Source organism: Brachyspira sp. SAP_772 (assembly GCF_009755885.1).
GTDB lineage: Bacteria > Spirochaetota > Brachyspiria > Brachyspirales > Brachyspiraceae > Brachyspira.
The window spans coordinates 209,709-227,327 of sequence record NZ_VYIX01000002.1 but is presented as its reverse complement, the minus strand read 5'-3'; the positions used below and the strand labels follow the sequence as shown (position 1 = coordinate 227,327).

At 28.9% G+C, this 17,619-nt stretch carries 15 protein-coding genes; 5 read left to right on the top strand and 10 right to left on the bottom strand.

Annotation, left to right across the window (positions count from 1 at the left end):
• Window positions 1–40: 40 nt before the first annotated feature.
• Genes GQX97_RS06210 through rfbF form a run of 4 tightly spaced genes read right to left on the bottom strand, consistent with a single transcriptional unit; the run spans window position 41 to window position 3,729 of the window.
• The gene (locus GQX97_RS06210; RefSeq protein WP_157151091.1) at window positions 41–976 is read right to left on the bottom strand and encodes a glycosyltransferase family 2 protein; all 936 of its coding nucleotides are present in this window, start codon (window positions 974–976) and stop codon (window positions 41–43) included.
• A 2-nt stretch (window positions 977–978) separates the two neighbouring features.
• Window positions 979–1,845, bottom strand: coding sequence for an NAD(P)-dependent oxidoreductase (locus GQX97_RS06205; RefSeq protein WP_157151090.1), 867 nt, complete (start codon window positions 1,843–1,845; stop codon window positions 979–981).
• Between the two features lie 49 nt (window positions 1,846–1,894).
• On the bottom strand, window positions 1,895–2,959 hold the full coding sequence (gene rfbG, locus GQX97_RS06200) for a CDP-glucose 4,6-dehydratase (RefSeq protein ID WP_157151089.1): 1,065 nt from the start codon (window positions 2,957–2,959) through the stop codon (window positions 1,895–1,897).
• Window positions 2,941–3,729 carry a glucose-1-phosphate cytidylyltransferase gene (gene rfbF / locus GQX97_RS06195; RefSeq protein WP_157151088.1) on the bottom strand — a complete coding sequence of 263 codons (789 nt, stop codon included), beginning with the start codon at window positions 3,727–3,729 and terminating at the stop codon, window positions 2,941–2,943. The genes rfbG and rfbF overlap by 19 nt, the downstream gene beginning before the upstream one ends.
• A 298-nt stretch (window positions 3,730–4,027) precedes the next feature.
• On the opposite strand from rfbF, the gene GQX97_RS06190 reads away from it, so the two are divergent.
• The 3 genes from GQX97_RS06190 (at window position 4,028) to GQX97_RS06180 (ending at window position 7,756) form a co-directional block, all read left to right on the top strand.
• Window positions 4,028–5,008, top strand: a complete 981-nt coding sequence (locus GQX97_RS06190; RefSeq protein ID WP_157151087.1) for a beta-ketoacyl-ACP synthase III — start codon at window positions 4,028–4,030, stop codon at window positions 5,006–5,008.
• Window positions 5,009–5,021: 13 nt separating this feature from the next.
• Window positions 5,022–5,435: a C-GCAxxG-C-C family protein gene (locus GQX97_RS06185; RefSeq protein ID WP_157151086.1), complete on the top strand. Its 414-nt coding sequence runs from the start codon at window positions 5,022–5,024 to the stop codon at window positions 5,433–5,435.
• A 320-nt stretch (window positions 5,436–5,755) separates the two neighbouring features.
• A complete protein-coding gene (locus GQX97_RS06180) occupies window positions 5,756–7,756 on the top strand; it encodes an ATP-dependent helicase (protein ID WP_157151085.1) in 2,001 nt (666 codons plus the stop codon).
• On the opposite strand, the gene GQX97_RS06175 is transcribed toward GQX97_RS06180, so the two are convergent.
• The 3 genes from GQX97_RS06175 to GQX97_RS06165 form a co-directional block, all read right to left on the bottom strand.
• Window positions 7,753–8,808, bottom strand: a complete 1,056-nt coding sequence (locus GQX97_RS06175) for a GTP-binding protein (RefSeq protein WP_157151084.1) — start codon at window positions 8,806–8,808, stop codon at window positions 7,753–7,755. The two genes, GQX97_RS06180 and GQX97_RS06175, sit on opposite strands and share 4 nt — an antisense overlap.
• Window positions 8,809–8,924: 116 nt before the next feature.
• A complete protein-coding gene (locus GQX97_RS06170) occupies window positions 8,925–9,986 on the bottom strand; it encodes an NAD(P)-dependent alcohol dehydrogenase (RefSeq protein ID WP_157151083.1) in 1,062 nt (353 codons plus the stop codon).
• A gap of 105 nt (window positions 9,987–10,091) precedes the next feature.
• The gene (locus GQX97_RS06165) at window positions 10,092–10,478 is read right to left on the bottom strand and encodes a DUF4234 domain-containing protein (protein ID WP_157151082.1); all 387 of its coding nucleotides are present in this window, start codon (window positions 10,476–10,478) and stop codon (window positions 10,092–10,094) included.
• A gap of 166 nt (window positions 10,479–10,644) precedes the next feature.
• On the opposite strand from GQX97_RS06165, the gene purB reads away from it, so the two are divergent.
• Together purB and GQX97_RS06155 are read left to right on the top strand one after the other, a co-directional pair.
• Window positions 10,645–11,937 carry an adenylosuccinate lyase gene (gene purB / locus GQX97_RS06160; RefSeq protein WP_157151081.1) on the top strand — a complete coding sequence of 431 codons (1,293 nt, stop codon included), beginning with the start codon at window positions 10,645–10,647 and terminating at the stop codon, window positions 11,935–11,937.
• Window positions 11,938–12,513: 576 nt separating this feature from the next.
• On the top strand, window positions 12,514–13,962 hold the full coding sequence (locus GQX97_RS06155) for a hypothetical protein (RefSeq protein WP_157151080.1): 1,449 nt from the start codon (window positions 12,514–12,516) through the stop codon (window positions 13,960–13,962).
• A gap of 883 nt (window positions 13,963–14,845) precedes the next feature.
• Here GQX97_RS06155 and gdhA read toward each other — a convergent pair.
• From gdhA to GQX97_RS06140, 3 genes are all read right to left on the bottom strand, one after another.
• Window positions 14,846–16,186 carry an NADP-specific glutamate dehydrogenase gene (gdhA, locus tag GQX97_RS06150; protein ID WP_407921882.1) on the bottom strand — a complete coding sequence of 447 codons (1,341 nt, stop codon included), beginning with the start codon at window positions 16,184–16,186 and terminating at the stop codon, window positions 14,846–14,848.
• A 165-nt stretch (window positions 16,187–16,351) separates the two neighbouring features.
• Window positions 16,352–17,026: an ABC transporter ATP-binding protein gene (locus GQX97_RS06145; RefSeq protein WP_157151078.1), complete on the bottom strand. Its 675-nt coding sequence runs from the start codon at window positions 17,024–17,026 to the stop codon at window positions 16,352–16,354.
• Window positions 17,023–17,586 carry a hypothetical protein gene (locus GQX97_RS06140; RefSeq protein ID WP_157151077.1) on the bottom strand — a complete coding sequence of 188 codons (564 nt, stop codon included), beginning with the start codon at window positions 17,584–17,586 and terminating at the stop codon, window positions 17,023–17,025. The genes GQX97_RS06145 and GQX97_RS06140 overlap by 4 nt, the downstream gene beginning before the upstream one ends.
• Between the last annotated feature and the right edge of the window lie 33 nt (window positions 17,587–17,619).

Sequence of the window (17,619 nt, the reverse complement as noted above, 5' to 3'; positions counted from 1 at the left end):
ACAATATTTAAAATAAAATATTAAAATAAATGATAATACTTTATTTATCAAAATTAATTCTTCTCTCTTCTATCACCAAAGGTCTATTCATTACCCTTAAATTAATATTTAAAATATATTCTCCCAAAAGACCTATAAAAAATATTTGCACAGAACCTATAAAAAATACTCCAACAATTAACGCTGCTACGCCTATTGGATAATTATTCCAATTAATTAATTTAGTAATTAAAGTTATAAGCCCAATAATAAATGTTATAATTGAAAATAAAAAACCAGATATAGTAGCAATCCTTAATACAATTTTAGAATAACTAGTAATACCAAGCATGGCTAAATCATACATTTGTAAAAAATTAAAATGTGTTTTACCAAATTTTCTTTTTTCATGTACATAGTATACTTCTTTTATTTTATATCCAAGTTCTGCTACGATACCTCTTAAATATGGTTCAGAATCATCTAAATTTCTTAATATATTTATAAAATCTTTATCATATAAACCAAAACCATAAAAATTTTCTATTTGTTCTACATCAGATATATATTTAATTAATTTATAATAGCACTTCCTAATAAATGCCATTAGTATATTTTCATTGCTTTTTAATTTTTTGCCTATAACTATTTTATAACCATTTTCCCATTCTTCAATAAAATTACATATTAATTCTGGAGGTTCTTGAAAATCTGAATTAATTAATATACTACAATCTCCTGTAGTTTGAGTTAAACCATAAAATATAGATCTGCTATATCCGAAATTTTTAGCATTAAAAATAGCTTTAACATTTTTGTTTTTTTGACATAAATCCATTAAAATATTTCTTGTATTATCTTTTGAACAATTATCTATAAAAACTATTTCATAACTATAATTTTTTAACCCGCCTAATATTTTTTCTAATCTATCAACCACATTAACAACATTATCTTCCTCGTTGTAAGTTGGAACTAATATACTAACTTTTTTCATTTTCAATACTCCATAATTAACTTATCAATAATATCTTCTATATTAGAATACTCATTAAATCCTATTTCATGAACAAGCTTTGAATTATCTCCCAATAAAATATTAGGCTCCTCAGTATTTAATTCTTTCAATTCTAATAAATATTCTTTATTCATTTTTTTAGCAATTATTAATGCAAATTCTTTTAAAGATATAGGTTTTCCAGAACAAATATTTATAATTCCATTAAAATTAGAATTAGTAATAAGAGCTATAGCCTTCGCTACATCACCTGCAAACATATAATCCTTTTTTAACTGTGAATGATTAATTACAACCTTTTTATTTTCTTTTAAATTATTTATTATATACGGAAATATTCTTTTAGGATTTTCATTTTTACCATAAACATAAAAAACCCTAGCCCAACAGAAATCTATATTATTTTTTAAACAATAAAATTCAGATATTTCTCTTAAATAATTTTTATATTTAGAATACAAATTTCTAGGATTTACATTATCCGTTTCTTTAATAGCCCTATCATAAAAATCATACTCAGAGCAAGTTCCAATAAAAATTACTTTTTTACCGCCATTTTTTATAAAATGTTTAAGCATTAATAATGATGATAGAAATAATTCAAAATGCACATGAGAATTCAAATCTTTTATATCCCAAGCTAAATGTATTAGATATTCTGCTTTTATTTTATCAAAAACATTTTCTATTTCTATAGGATTATTTATATCAGTTTTAATATAATGAAAGTTATCTGTAGTAATATCTCCTCTTCCGATACCATATACTTCAAAATCTAATTCTTGTAACGGTTTTGCTATATACTGCCCTATTAAGCCATTAATGCCTGTAACTATAACTTTTTTCATAAAAAATACACCTATTCAAATAACTACATTCTATATTTTATATTATAATTCAATTAATATAATTTTTTATCTGTTTATCTGTAATATTATTAATACTATTTTTGTTCAAATATTCACTATACCAAATAGCAGTTTGTTTTATTGCCTCTTCAGTATTAAATTTTTCTTTCCAATTTAGCTCTTTTCTTGCTAGAGATGAATCTAATCTTAACATATTCATTTCTTTTTTAGATGTTTCAGGAGAGTTTATTATATAACTTCCTTTACCTATATTATCAATAAAAGCTTTAGTAATATATTCAACTGTAAACTTATTGCCCTCATCTATTGGAGCAAAATTATAGCTTTCTGATATATTATCTTTTTTATTTATTAAATTATAACAAACTAATAAATATCCATAAAGAACATCTAATACATGCTGCCATGGTCTTACACTATTTGGATTTCTTAATTCTACAGGAATATTTTTTTCTATAGCTCTTACTATATCAGGTATAATTCTATTATCAGCAAAATCTCCCCCGCCTATAACATTTCCAGCTCTCACACTTGCTATATTAATATCTTTAAAAAATGACTTTTTATAACTTTTTATAGCTATTTCAGCACATGCTTTAGAAGCTGAATATGGATCATGTCCGCCTAAAGCATCATTTTCTCTATATCCCCATACCCATTCTTTATTATCATAAACTTTATCAGTTGTAATCATAACGGCACATTCTAAATTATTTAATTCTCTCATAGATTCCATTAAATTAATAGTACCAATCACATTAGTTTCAAATGTATATACAGGTCTATTGTAGCTATCTATAACAAGAGGCTGTGCTGCCAAATGAAATATAATATCAGGATTTATTTCTTTTACTATATTTTTTATTTTATCTAAATATCTTATATCTTGTATATATGATTTTACTTCATCATCTAAATTAATTAAATTGTATAATGACAATTTTTCTGCTTCTAATGATATACCATATACCTTAGCATCAAGGCTTAAAAGAAGTTTTGAAAACCAAGCTCCTTTAAAACCAGTATGCCCTGTTATTAATACTTTTTTATTTTTAAAAAAATCAAAAATATTTTTTACTTCCAAGTTTTCCATGGTGCATTTCCTTTATTCCACATATCTTCAAGTAAAGACTTATCTCTTTGCGTATCCATACATTGCCAAAAATCTTCATGTTTAAATGCCATAAGCTCTTTATCTTTAGCTAAATTTCTAAGCGGTTCTTGTTCAAATATTGTAGAATCATCTTTAAGATAATTAAATATTTCTTTATTTAATACAAAAAATCCACCATTTATATAGATATTATCTCCTTTAGGTTTTTCTACAAAATCTGTAATCATATTATTATTATTAATACTTATAGCTCCCCACCTTGCTGGAGGAAATACTGCAGTCATAGTTGCTATCTTATTATGACCTTTATGAAAATCTATCTCTTTTTCTATATCAACATTAGAAACGCCATCACCATAAGTTAAACAAAACATTTCTTCATCTTTTAAATATTCATAAGCTCTTTTTAAACGTCCGCCTGTCATACTGTGCTCACCAGTATCAATAAGTTCTATAGTCCATTTTTCTTCTTCTATATTTAAATCAGATTTTAAAACTTCAGATTTATTATTTTTAAAATCTATTTTCATATCGTATAAATGACGTCTATAGTTATCAAAAAACTCTTTAATCATATATCCTTTATAACCAAGTAATATAACAAAATCATTAACTCCATAATAAGAATAATGTTTCATTATATGCCATATAATAGGTTTTCCGCCAATTTCTACTAAAGGCTTAGGTCTTATAGTGGTCTCTTCACCTAATCTAGTTCCCAATCCGCCTGCTAATATTACTGCCTTCATAAAATTATCCTAATAATTTATTTAAAATAAAATCCTGCAACTATAAATAATATTTAACAATTAAAATTCATTTACTATAGACAAAGAAATTAATTAAACCATTTTATATAAAAATTAATATATTATTCATAATTTTTTCTTTATCTTATACTACTGCATAATTTTACAATATTATACTATGATAAACACTATTGTCAACAAAATATTATGCTAAAAAAACTATCTTTAATTTTTATTTTAATATATAATTTTTTAATCTATTTTTGAATTTATTAAGAATGAGAGGGTTAAATTATTAATGAAAGCTTGTATAAAAAATTTATCTTCATATTTGCCGGAGAATGTATTAACCAATTATGATTTAGAAAAAACACTAGACACAAATAATGATTGGATAGTAACTAGAACAGGAATAGAAGAGAGAAGAATAGCAGACAAAAATGAAAGTACTGCTAATATGGCTATAAAAGCTGTAAAAAAACTAATAGAAAAAAATGAAAAAATAGATGATGCTGATGCTGTAATAGTGGCTACTTCAACAAAGTCATATACATTTCCTTCTACAGCTGGACTCATACAAAAAGAATTCAATATAAAAAACTCATGCCTTGCCTTTGATATATCTGCTGCTTGTTCTGGATATATATATGCGCTCAATACTGCAGCTTCACTTGTAGAGAGTGGAGAATGCAAAAAAGTTTTAATTGTGGCTGCAGAGAAATGCAGCGATATAGTAAATTGGGAAGATAGGTCTACTGCTATACTTTTTGGAGACGGAGTTAGTGCGGCATTGATTGAAGCTAAAGAAGAAAATGAGAGCGGAGTAATAGTTGCTACAGATATAGGAAGCGAGCCTAATGATGAGATATTGATAGTTAAAGCAGGCGGAAGTGCTGAACCTATCACAGAAAAAAATATTGATGAAAAACTTAATAGCATAACTATGGAAGGAACAGAGGTTTTCAAAAAAGCCGTTACTACATTTGATGAAACTATAAGAAAAACTGTAAAAAGTGCCAATTTAGAATTAAGCGATTTAAATTTAATAATTACACATCAAGCTAATACTAGAATAATGAATGCTGTTGCTAAAAAGTTAGGTTTTGATGATAGTAAGTTTTATGTGAATATACAAAAATACGGAAATACATCTGCTGCTAGTGTTGGAATAGCATTTACAGAGGCTTTTGAAAAGAATGCTATTAAGAAAGGAGACTATGTGTTACTTACTGCTTTTGGTGCTGGACTTACTTGGGGCTCTACTTTAATAAAATTTTAATAAGAAGTGATTTATGACTTTATACGAATATTTATATAATGGATTTGGAAAGGAAGAAGATTTAAATTGTGCAGAAAAGATGCTTTATGGAGCTAACACAGTTTATAATTTGGGCATAGATAAAAATGATTTAAAGCTTGCTGCTGGTTTTGGAGGCGGTATGGGCTTAGGACTTACTTGCGGAATATTAACAGGGGCTATTATGGCTTTTTCTAAGGCTTTTATTATAGAGAGAGGACATGAAAGTACTTTTTTAAAAGAGTTAGAATCTGAGTTTGTTACTAGATTTAAAGAATTAACATCATACACAGATTGTACGCCTTTGAAAGAAGAATACAGAGACCCTGTAGACGGCTGCGATTATATTATATTTGAAGCGGCAAAAATATTTGACGATATAATGCAGAGATATTACAAAAAAGATTAGAGCTTTATTATATAGCTAAACGACTATATTTTATAAGTTTATTTTATTCAACTTTTTCCCGCCTTACACGGTGTGGACTTCGTCAAAGTTTTTGCCCTTCGGGCACGCTTCGCGAAAGTGCAAGTACTATAGCTTTGTCATTTGTAATATGTATAAACTATATTATAATACCAACATTTCAAGCTAAACAATGCAGTTCTTTTGCTTCTTTTATACCAATACCGAGTAGGTGCCTATCGGCAAAAGAAGTTGGGGGGGTGGGGGCAAAGCCACCACAAATAAAAATTTAATATATTACAAAAAATTAGAGTTTTATATTTATGGATAATAATAAACAAAATGAGTTACTTAATGGTTTAAACGAAAATCAAAGAGAAGGTGTGCTTCATATAGACAGCCCTCTTCTTCTCTTGGCTGGTGCTGGAAGCGGTAAGACTTTAGTCATCACAAAAAAGATAGCATATCTTATAACAGAAAAACACATAAAACCAGAAAATATAATGGCTGTAACTTTTACAAATAAGGCAGCCAATGAAATGAAAGAAAGAGTATGTTCTATGCTTCCAGAAATAAAACCATTTAGGCTATTTATAAGAACATTTCACTCTGCATGTTTGAGAATATTAAAAGATAATGCTCAATGCTTAAATTATAGAGATGATTTTCTTATTTTGGACGAGGGTGATAGATTAAGCGTTATAAAAAAAATAATGAAAGAAGAAAACACTCCAAAATCTATAAAGCCAAAAGATGTTTCAAGATATATATCTGCCCAAAAAAATGAAATGAGATATGATATTGGTTTTGAAGAGGAGTATTACAAAAAAGTATATGATAAATACACAGAGTATGAAGTTAAAGAAAATGTGATGGACTTTGACGATTTAATACTCAACACCATAAAATTATTTGAAAAAGAAAAAAATATACTTGAGTTTTATCAAAAGAGATTTAAATATATTTTAGTTGATGAGTTTCAAGATACTAATTTACAGCAATACAAATTAATAAAAATGCTCTCTCAAAAAAATAATAAACAAACCCCAGATAATCAATTAACCGTTGTAGGAGATGATGATCAGAGTATATATGCTTTTAGGGGGGCAAATGTATCTAATATATTAAACTTTGAAAATGATTTTGAGAACACTAAAATAATTCGCCTTGAAGAAAATTATAGATGCCCTAAGAATGTAGTTGAAGTGGCTTTGAATGTAATAAAAAATAATAGCCATAGGCACACAAAAAATGTTTTCTCAAACAAAAAAAGCGATTATAAAATAGAAAATTGGATATGCTATACAGATTATGAAGAGGCAAAATCGGTTGCTAATGAAATAGAGTTATTGTTTGATGAAGGTTTTGAGGCAAAAGATATAGTTATTTTGTTTAGAACCAACAGCCAATCAAGAGCATACGAAAAAGAACTTATGGCCCATTCTATTAATTATAAAATAGTAGGAGGAGTTGGGTTTTATGAGAGAGCAGAGATTAAAGACAGCATTTCTTTTTTAAGGCTTCTTACTGGTTTTAATGATAACTTTAGTATAAGAAGAACTATCAATACACCAACAAGAGGAATAGGAGAAAAAACTTTTGCTCAGTTTGAAGCATTCGCAGATAAAAAAAATCTCACACTCTATGATGCAATAGACATTATAGAAGAATCTAATATTTCAAAAAAAGCTATTAACAACATTAAAGAATATAAAAATATATTAGAGAAATACTCAAAAAAAATAAATGAAGACTCTAAACATATAGAGGCCATATTCTTTGAGTTCTTAAAGGAAATAGATTATTTTTCAATATTTAAAAGCGATGGCAATATAAGAATAGCAACAGCAGAAGATAATATAAAAGAGCTTTTTAATGCATATTATAGCTATTTAAATTATAATTACGAAAATCCAGAAAGCAGTTTAAACATAAGGGGATTTTTAGAAGAGACAACACTCTATAAAGACAACAGCAACGAAGATAAAGAGGATGCAATCACACTTATGACTGTTCACAATGCTAAAGGATTAGAGTTTGAAGTGGTGTTTATTACAGGGCTTGAGCATGGAGTATTTCCTCATTACTTTTCACTCGAAGAAGAAAACGGCGTAGAAGAAGAGAGAAGACTTTTTTATGTAGCAATTACAAGAGCCAAACAAAAACTATATCTCACATATGCTAAAAGAAGAAGAATAAACTCAGGCACTATGGAACAAGCTCCTTCATCATTTTTAATGGAGATACCAAAATCTTTATTATATATAAAAGAAAAGGCTAATAGCTATTATATAGAAATAGACGAGGATGCATTCGATTATTAATGATGATGATTTTCCTCATCATGGTGATTACATTCTCCGTCATGACAACAGTCTTCATTATGATGGTGACAATCTTCGCTATGATTATGCTCCTCATGATGATGATTATCGTCTTCTTTTCTTTTTATGTTCTCTCTATAAATAGGCTGAAATACTTCTCTAAGTAAAGCCCTATTTAAATCTTTTCCTATAAACACTATTTCAAGTTCATCATCTTCACTAGCCCCCGTAATAGCGTACCTATCCCCAACAACATCATACCTTAAAACAGATTCTCCGCATTTTATAAAACCCTTAGAGCGAGCAACATATCCAAACCTTCCATGTATAATGTCTTCAATAAGAACTATAAAATCTCCCTCACTTCCTACACTGCAGCCTTTCATGCTTATAGAATCAGGCATATATTCTTCAGTATTTTTATTTAAAGATTCCTTTAGAGCATACTTTTCATCTAAAAAGTTTTTTAATATAGCTTCCCAAAAATCTTTATCTTTATTAGAATAATGCTCAGAAATTATATCAATATCCCTATCATTTTTTTTCAATATATCTTTAATCTTCTTTACAAGCTCTTCATTGTCTTCTTTATCCTTACTCTCCATTTTTGATATAATAATCTTTGAAGTGTTTATAAGCTGGTCAATATAAATATCATCATAAGAAGAAATAAAAGAATCAAAAGCATTTCCATCTATTATAGTTATTGGCTTTAATAATGTAATTCTGTCATATTCAATTTGTTTTATATTTTTTATAATATTACTAAGCTTTGCAACACCAGTAGGTTCAACTATTAAATATTCAGGGTCTAAAGAATTAGCAATAGTAAGTATAGAAGAAGCAAAATCTTTTTTCATAGTACAGCATACGCACCCTTCAGTAAGCTCCCATATATTCATACCCTCATCTTTAAGTACATTAGAATCAATATCCACATCTCCATACTCATTTTCCATTATCACAAAATCTCTTTTAGTTTTTTTAGCCATCTCTTTAATGAGAGTAGTTTTTCCAGCACCCAAAAAGCCGGACACTATGAGTATTTTCATTTTACTTCCCTTTTATATTATTATTATAAGACATTATACCAGAATATTATACTAATTACAAAAAAAGCTGACAAATATTAAAAAATATATGCCAGCCTTAATTATTAAACTCTTATTTATTTTTCAATTTTTACTACAGGTTTGATTAAATCTGCAGGTTTATCTCTCATCATAAATAAAGCTTTTTCAAGATTGTCCCAACCTTCAAATACATGAGAAACAAGATGATGGACATTTAATTTTCCAGAAGAAACTAAAGAACCAAGTTTTTCCATTCTAAGTCTTCCGCCAGGCATAAGTCCGCCAAGTATAGCTTTATGACCCATACCAACGCCCCATTCAACTCTAGGAATTTGTATATAATCACCTTTACCTAAATAGTTAACGTTACCAATTTTACCGCCAGCTTTTAGTGAGCGAACAGCTTCAGCAAAAGTTTCAACACCGCCACCAGCAATGATAACTTTATCAACACCTTTACCATTAGTCATTTTAAGAACTTGTTCATCTATAGGACCATTTTTATAGCTGATAAACTCTTCAGCACCATATTTCTTAGCAGCTTCAACACAATTAGGTCTAGTACCAACAGCAATAATTCTTGAAGCACCCCTTAAAGAAGCACCAGCAACTCCCATAAGTCCAACAGGTCCAATACCTATAACAAGTACGCTGTCCCCATATTGTACATCAGCAAGTTCAGCACCATGGAAACCAGTAGGCACCATGTCAGAAAGCATACAAGCATCTACAGGATCAATATTACTAGGTAGAAGAGCCAAGTTACCGTCAGCATCATTAACATGGAAGAACTCTCCAAATACACCGTCTTTAAAGTTAGAGAATTTCCAACCAGCAAGCATACCGCCTGAATGCATAGAATAGCCAGCTTGAGCTTCTACGCTATTCCAATCAGGAGTAATAGCAGGAATTAATACTTTATCTCCAGGTTTAAAGTCTTTTACTAAGCTTCCAACCTCTACAACTTCTCCGCAAGCTTCATGACCTAAAATCATGTTATGTCTTTCACCTATAGCACCTTCCCATAATGTGTGAACATCAGAAGTACATATAGCTACAGCTAAAGGTTTTACGATAGCATCAGCAGGTCCGCAAGCAGGTCTTTCTTTTTCAATCCAGCCTGATTGACCTATTTTTAACATAGCATAACCTTTCATATTCTTCTCCTTTTTATATTAAAATATACACTATATAAGTATATAAATATAATAACAAATGTCAAAGTTAGAATATGAAAACTTAACGCTTTTATTAAATTTATATCAATTAACTTGAGAAGTGATATTTTCTGTACCTGTTTTTGAGTATATACTATTTAATTTATCTTGTATAATAGCTGCTGAAACTATACCTAAACCTACAAATGAAAGTATAAGAAGTAAAACTGAAGCATCTTCTGTGTTATCCATACCTACCTTTGAAGTCATATCTTTATATATTATTCTAGAATATTTATAAAACCAATATAATTGATAGAATGGTATAAATAAACATAATATTAATTCTAATGTTGGATTGATTTCTTGACTATCCATAAAGTTTTTTATAGAATCTGTTGTTTTATATAACCAATACAAATAATATATTCCGCATGTTACAATACTTAATATTACTAACATTGGTACTGATTTAATATTTTCATTTTTCATAAGAGCTCTCCTGAAAATTAATTTAGCATAGGATAATTTATTTTACAAAAAAGTCAATTATAATAGATATTTTTACATATAGAAATTAGTGATAAAATAAAAAATATTGAAATTATAATTAAAAATTTATATAATACTTTAATAACAAAATATTAGGATTAGAAAAATGATTAAAAGATACACTAGAAAAGAAATGGGAGAACTTTGGAGCTTACAAAATGAGTTTCAAGTTATGCTTGATGTAGAGATTGCAGCTTGCGAGGCTATGGCAGAAATTGGAGAGATACCTCAGGAAGCTGTAAAAAACATTAAAGAAAAAGCTACTTTCACAGTTGAGAGAATTGCTGAAATAGAAAAAGAAACTAATCATGATATTATATCATTTGTAACAGCTGTTCAAGAAAATGTAGGAGAAGGCGGACAGTATATACATAAAGGCTTAACTTCAAGCGATGTAAAAGACACTGCATTAGCTGTAATGATGAAAAGATCTGCTGAAATTATATTGGACGATTTAAAAAGATTATCTGAAGTATTATTAAGAAGAGCTAAAGAACATAAATACACTCCTTGCATAGGACGTACACACGGTATACATGCTGAGCCTATGACATTAGGACTTAAATTCATTTTATGGTATGATGAGAACGAAAGAAATATTAAAAGAGTAGAGGAAGCAAAAAAACAAGTTTCTGTTGGTAAGCTTTCTGGTGCAGTTGGAACATACAGTAATATTGACCCTCGCATAGAAGAGATTGTTTGTAAAAAATTAGGAATAGATGCTGACAGAGTTTCTACTCAAATAATACAAAGAGATAGACATGCACAGTATCTTACTACTTTGGCAATAGTTGCTAGTTCATTAGAGAAATTTGCTACAGAAATTAGAAACCTTCAAAGAACAGATATTAGAGAAGCAGAAGAGTATTTCAGTGAAAAGCAAAAAGGCTCATCTGCTATGCCTCATAAAAGAAACCCTATAACTTGTGAGAGAATATCAGGTTTGGCTAGAATTGTAAGAGGAAATGCATTGGCTTCTATGGAAGACATTACTCTTTGGCACGAGAGAGATATTAGTCATTCATCAGTAGAACGCGTTATACTTCCAGATTCTACAATTGCAGTTGATTATGCTATTAATAAATTTATTGATATAGTAGACAAGCTTTTAATTTATCCTGATGCTATGAAAGCTAACATTGAAAAAACAGGCGGTTTAATTTTCAGTCAAAGAATATTGATAAGCTTAGTTAATAAAGGCATAGACAGAGATAATGCATACAGATGGGTACAGAGAAATGCAATGAAAAGATGGTTAAACAATGAAGACTTTAGAGAGAATGTTCATAAAGATGAAGATATAACAAAATATTTAAGCTCTAAAGAGATTGATGATTGTTTTGACTATGCATATTATTTAAGAAATATAGATGTTATAATGAAGAGATTTGGGATATAATTTTTTAGTATAAATATATAGGTATTGTTTTATACTAATACATATTAAAAAATATATAAAGCTATAACATTTGTACTTTTTGCAACTTTTTGCTACAGGAAAAAGTTGATAGAAATTATTATCTCAATATATACTAAAAATTTTAAAGTTTACCAAAACATATTTTTTATGTTTTGGTTACTCTCGGGGGCTAGCCCCCGAACCCCCCACTTCTTTTGCGACCAAAGAGAGTACTTCAGGGCGACCGAAGGAAGTGCCTGCGACTGAAAGGAGTACCTTTAGGTGTGGGTATGCCCCAAAGAAGCAAAAGAACTGCATTTTTATTATAAATTTCATAATTTAATTGTACATTAAAATGCACTCCCCCGCACGACTAAGAAGTTATAATTAAAGCATAGCGTTACCGTGCGGCAAGGTGGTACAGCTCGTACGCGGGAAAAAGTTGAATAAAAAACTTATTATATATTTGAAAACTTTTAAGTTCATCAATTTTTATTTTCTGTAAAAAGCTATAATAATTTACAAAATTTAATTATAAATGTTTATTAATTTTATACAAATCAAAAGGATATAATAATGAGCATAATTGAAGAAATTAATGAATTACATAAAAATGCTGAACATAAAAAAATTATTGAAATTATAACTGCAATTCCAAAAGAGCAAAGAGATACAGAACTTTTTAGTTTGCTTGCTAGAGCTTATAATAATATAGGAAAGTATGATGAAGCATTGGATAATTTAATGTATATAAGAGAAGAAAGTATTGATGATACTTTATGGAATCATAGAGTTGGTTATTCTTATTATTATAAGGGGGACAAAGAAGATGCAGAGATGTATTTTAAAAAGGCTTATGATTTAAATAATGATGATATAGACTCATATAATTTTTATATGCTATGTTCTGAAGATAGAGACGATGGAATAAATTTTGAAGAGAGAGTTAATAGGTTTTGGAAATGGTTTGAAGAAAATGAGAATGTTATCTCTGATTTTATAGAGCAAAAATCTGATATGTCGTCAGATGAAATAATAGAATTTATTTCTAATGGTATGGCTTTAATATCAAACAAATTGCAGTTTGTTTTCGGTGGTAATTATGAGTTTACATTTACTGTAGAAGGCAAAGAATATTTATTTTATTTTACACCTAGAATAGTAGATGCTATGCCTGAGAAGTTAAAAAGTAAATGGAAATTCTTTCCTTATATGCAAAAACAAGATATAGCTGATTCTAATTTCAAAATGTATAATAAAGATTTGAGCTTTAAAGAAATTTTAGTATTAGCTGAATATGATGAATATACTAATTTTTTTAATTTGAAATTCTATAATAAACAATTAAATGAATTAGAAGAAGATTATGCATATAATGCTTTTTATATAATGCTTGAACATGCTGTAGGTGAAAATATATCGAAACTATATTTATTAGGAGATGTTGAAAAAGCAGATAAAAAACTTGACGGTATGATAGAGCTTACAAAACTTTATGATTTTATAATGAACGTTCTGAAAAATAAAAATAAGGAAATTATTCTAGATCCTATAAATAGATATACAGTTTATGAGTGTAAGCCTACAGATAATTTCTTTAGAGAAGATATATTTATTGGTAATACATGCTATATGGAACTTATTGATGATTATGCTAATTTTAATATAGATACTTTTATTACTATTTCAAAAATGGGGGCAAGGGCTGTGTATTTAGCTTATGCATTTTCAGATAATAAAGATAATGATTTTGAAGATGAAAATATAAATCAAAAACTCTTTGATGAAAGAGATAAGATTGCAAATGAGCTTGAAAGTGTAATGGGTGAGAAGGGAAGCGGCAAAGAAATAGGTATACTATTAGGCAGTGCTTTTGGAATACTATGCGGATATATAGATTTACTTTTATACAATCAAGATGAGTTTATAAAAAGAGCTGAAGAAGTATTAAAAAAATACAATTATAAATTTAGATTATTGAGATTTAGACAATATTCTGAAGCTATAAAGACATTTAATGATTAATTAAATAAAATAATAGTAATGTGCTTTTTAGTGCATTACTGTATGTATTATAATAGTTTATACATATTCCAAATGATAAAGCTATAGCATTTGCACTTTCGCGAAGCGTGCCCGTAAAAACATTTTTTAAGTTTTTTATATTTGCAGGGACTAGCTCCCGCACCCCCACTTCTTTTGCGACCGTAGGAAGTGCCCTTGCGGCGTGCCACAAAGAAGCAAAAAGGCTGCATTAAAAAAACTAGCTTTAAAACATATCCAAAATACAAGTATTATTTTATACTAATACATATTAAAAATATATAAAGCTATAACATTTGTACTTTTTGCAACTTTTTGCTACGGGAAAAAGTTGATAGAAAATTATTATTTAATATCCAGAAATATTTTTTAACTTTTTTATTTTAGTTATTTGCAGGGCTTTGCCCCCCTGCGAAGCGTGCCCGTAGGGTAGCACCCCACTTCTTTTGCCGATAGGCACCTACTCAGTATTGGTATAAAATAACCTTATATCCTTCGGATACGCTTCGCGAAGAACTGCATTTTTATTATAAATTTCATAATTTAATTGTACATTAAAATGCACTCCCCCGCACAACTAAGAAGTTATAATTAAAGCATAGCATTACCGTGTGGAAAACTCATATGGCGAATACTTCAAAGAAAAAAATAATTGTGAATAAAAAAGCACTCCTCCGCACGCGTAGAAGGTTATGATTAAAACAGAGTATTGTCGTGCGGCAAGCCGCCGACCGTAAGGAGTGCACAGCTAGGCGAGTAGTGCGGCAAGGTGGTACAGCTCGTACGCGGGAAAAAGAACAATAAAAAATTGACAAAAAATAAGGGGCTTAAAAGCCCCTTGTTTTTTAATTTTACATATAACCCATTATACTAACCCATAAGGAATCATAATATCAGCAACTTTCACAAATCCTGCTATATTAGCACCTTTCAAATAATCACCTTTAAATCCATACTCTTCAGCAGTTGCATAACAAGTATTGTGTATATTAGTCATAATGTTTTTAAGCTTGTTATCAGTATAATCAAAATCCCATTTATCCATAGAAGCATTTTGCTGCATCTCTAAAGCAGAAGTAGCAACACCGCCAGCATTAGTAGCTTTTCCGGGTGCGAATAATACTCCAGCTTTTTGGAATATATCAACAGCTTCAGGAGTACAAGGCATATTAGCTCCTTCAGTAACAGATATACATCCGTTTTTAACTAATGTCTCAGCACTCTTAGCATCAAGTTCATTTTGAGTAGCACAAGGCATAGCAATGTCGCATGCAATATCCCAAATGTTTCCATTTTCAATATATTTAGCATTTTTGTACACATCAGCATATTCTTTTATTCTTTTTCTCTCTACTTCTTTTAATCTTTTTACAGTATCTAAATTAATGCCGTTTTCATCATAAATAACTCCGTTAGAGTCAGAACAAGCAACAACTTTAGCTCCTAATTGACTAGCTTTTTCCATAGCATATATAGCAACATTGCCAGAACCAGAAACTACTACTTTTTTACCTTCAAAACCATTTTTTCCATTAGTTTTAAGCATAAGGTCAGTGAAATATACAAGTCCATAACCAGTAGCTTCAGTACGAACTAAAGAACCGCCGTAACCTAAGCCTTTACCTGTCAATACACCTGCCTCAAATCTATTTTTAAGTCTTTTATATTGACCAAATAAGTATCCAATTTCTCTTCCGCCAACCCCTATATCACCTGCAGGAACATCAATATCATAACCTATATGTCTTTGAAGTTCTGTCATAAAGCTTTGGCAGAAACGCATAACTTCATTATCACTTTTTCCTTTAGGGTCAAAGTCAGAACCGCCTTTACCACCGCCTATAGGTAATCCTGTTAATGCATTTTTAAATATTTGTTCAAAGCTTAAAAATTTGATAATACCTAAATATACAGAAGGGTGAAAACGAAGTCCGCCTTTGTATGGCCCTATAACACTTGAGAATTGTACACGGAAACCTCTATTTACCTGTATTTCCCCTTTATCATCCATCCAAGGAACTCTGAACATAATTTGTCTTTCAGGTTCACACATTCTTTCTATTATTTTCTGTTCAATATAATGAGGTTTTTTCTTTAATACAACTTCTAAAGTACTTAATACTTCTTTCACTGCTTGGTGAAATTCAACTTCACCGGGATTTCTTTTTACTATTTTGTTGTAAATTGCTTCTAATTGTTCATTCATTTGAGAAGACATAAATAAATCTCCTTTTTTTATTTTTATTTATTGAAAACATTATACTACTAAATAGTATTATTGTCAATAGTAATTTGATAGTTAAAGTACAAAATTATCACAAGAAGTAATATTTTTTTAAAAAATTTGTAATATTTTAGTAAAATTATATAGTTATTTGAGGCATCTTACAATTTTGCCTTCAGACATTTCATATACATTTTTGGCATGTGCAGCTATATTATGAGCATGCGTTACCATAATGATTGTAGTTCCTTGATTGTTGAGAGTATTTAATATTTCCATAAGCAAAGTAGTTGTTTCTGGGTCTAAATCGCTCGTTGGTTCATCTGCTATTAGGCATTTACATCCATAGGCTAAAGCTCTAAGTATTGCTACTTTTTTCATCTCACCGCCTGATAGATGTGCTGCTTTTAGGTGTATTTTTTCTTTTAGTCCGAATAATTCTATGTTTTCTTTTGTTTGATTTATTTTTTCATCTGTAATTTTATGCTTGAAAGCTAAAGGTATTAATATATTATCTAATACATTAATTGTAGGTATAATAACAGGATATTGAAATATATATGAAAAATATTCTCTTCTAAAGCTAGATAATACTTCTTCTGAAGGGTTATCAAGTTTGTAAGAGTCATAATATATAGAACCGCTTGTAGGCTTTAATATACCTCCTATAATGCTTAATAGAGTGCTCTTACCGCTTCCAGTATGCCCTACAAAACTTATATAATCTCCTTGGTTAATATCTAAACTAATATCCTTACAAGCATCTAATTTATTTACACCTAAAGAAAAAGTTTTAGAAATATTAATAATTTTTATATTCATAGCGTTCCTCTCAAATCTTCATAAGGGTCTCTTTTTAAAAGTACAGTATTAGTAATAAAAGCACCAAACATAAATATTAAAAATAATACCACATTAAAACAAAATATAGTAAATGCATTGTTTAATACTTCAGTTGTGTTTATAATAGTTAAAATATAAGAACGGTATCTAATATAAATTATAATTATCTCTATGCTTGAAATTATGTAAGATATAAGAGGATATAAAAAACTTAAAGCTAAAGAAAGCCTTTTTAAAGATAATGTAGTAGCACCGAATATTCTTAAAGTAGAAAACATACGGCTATTTTTTGAGAATATGTATATAATTGTAATAATAGCAATTAATAGCACTACAATAATCAAAACTATAATAAGTGAGTATATAGAAAAAGCCCTGAAGAAAGGAATATTTTCGTTTAATAATATTTCATATTTCCACATGAGTGCAAAAATAGAAGTAATAGTCATTAATTGTGACATAGCTATAAAAATGATAATAGAAAATAAGATATTACCTTTAATAATTTTAAGAGCATAGCCAACTATAGAATTATACACAAGAACACCTCTACAAGATAATAATTATAAAAC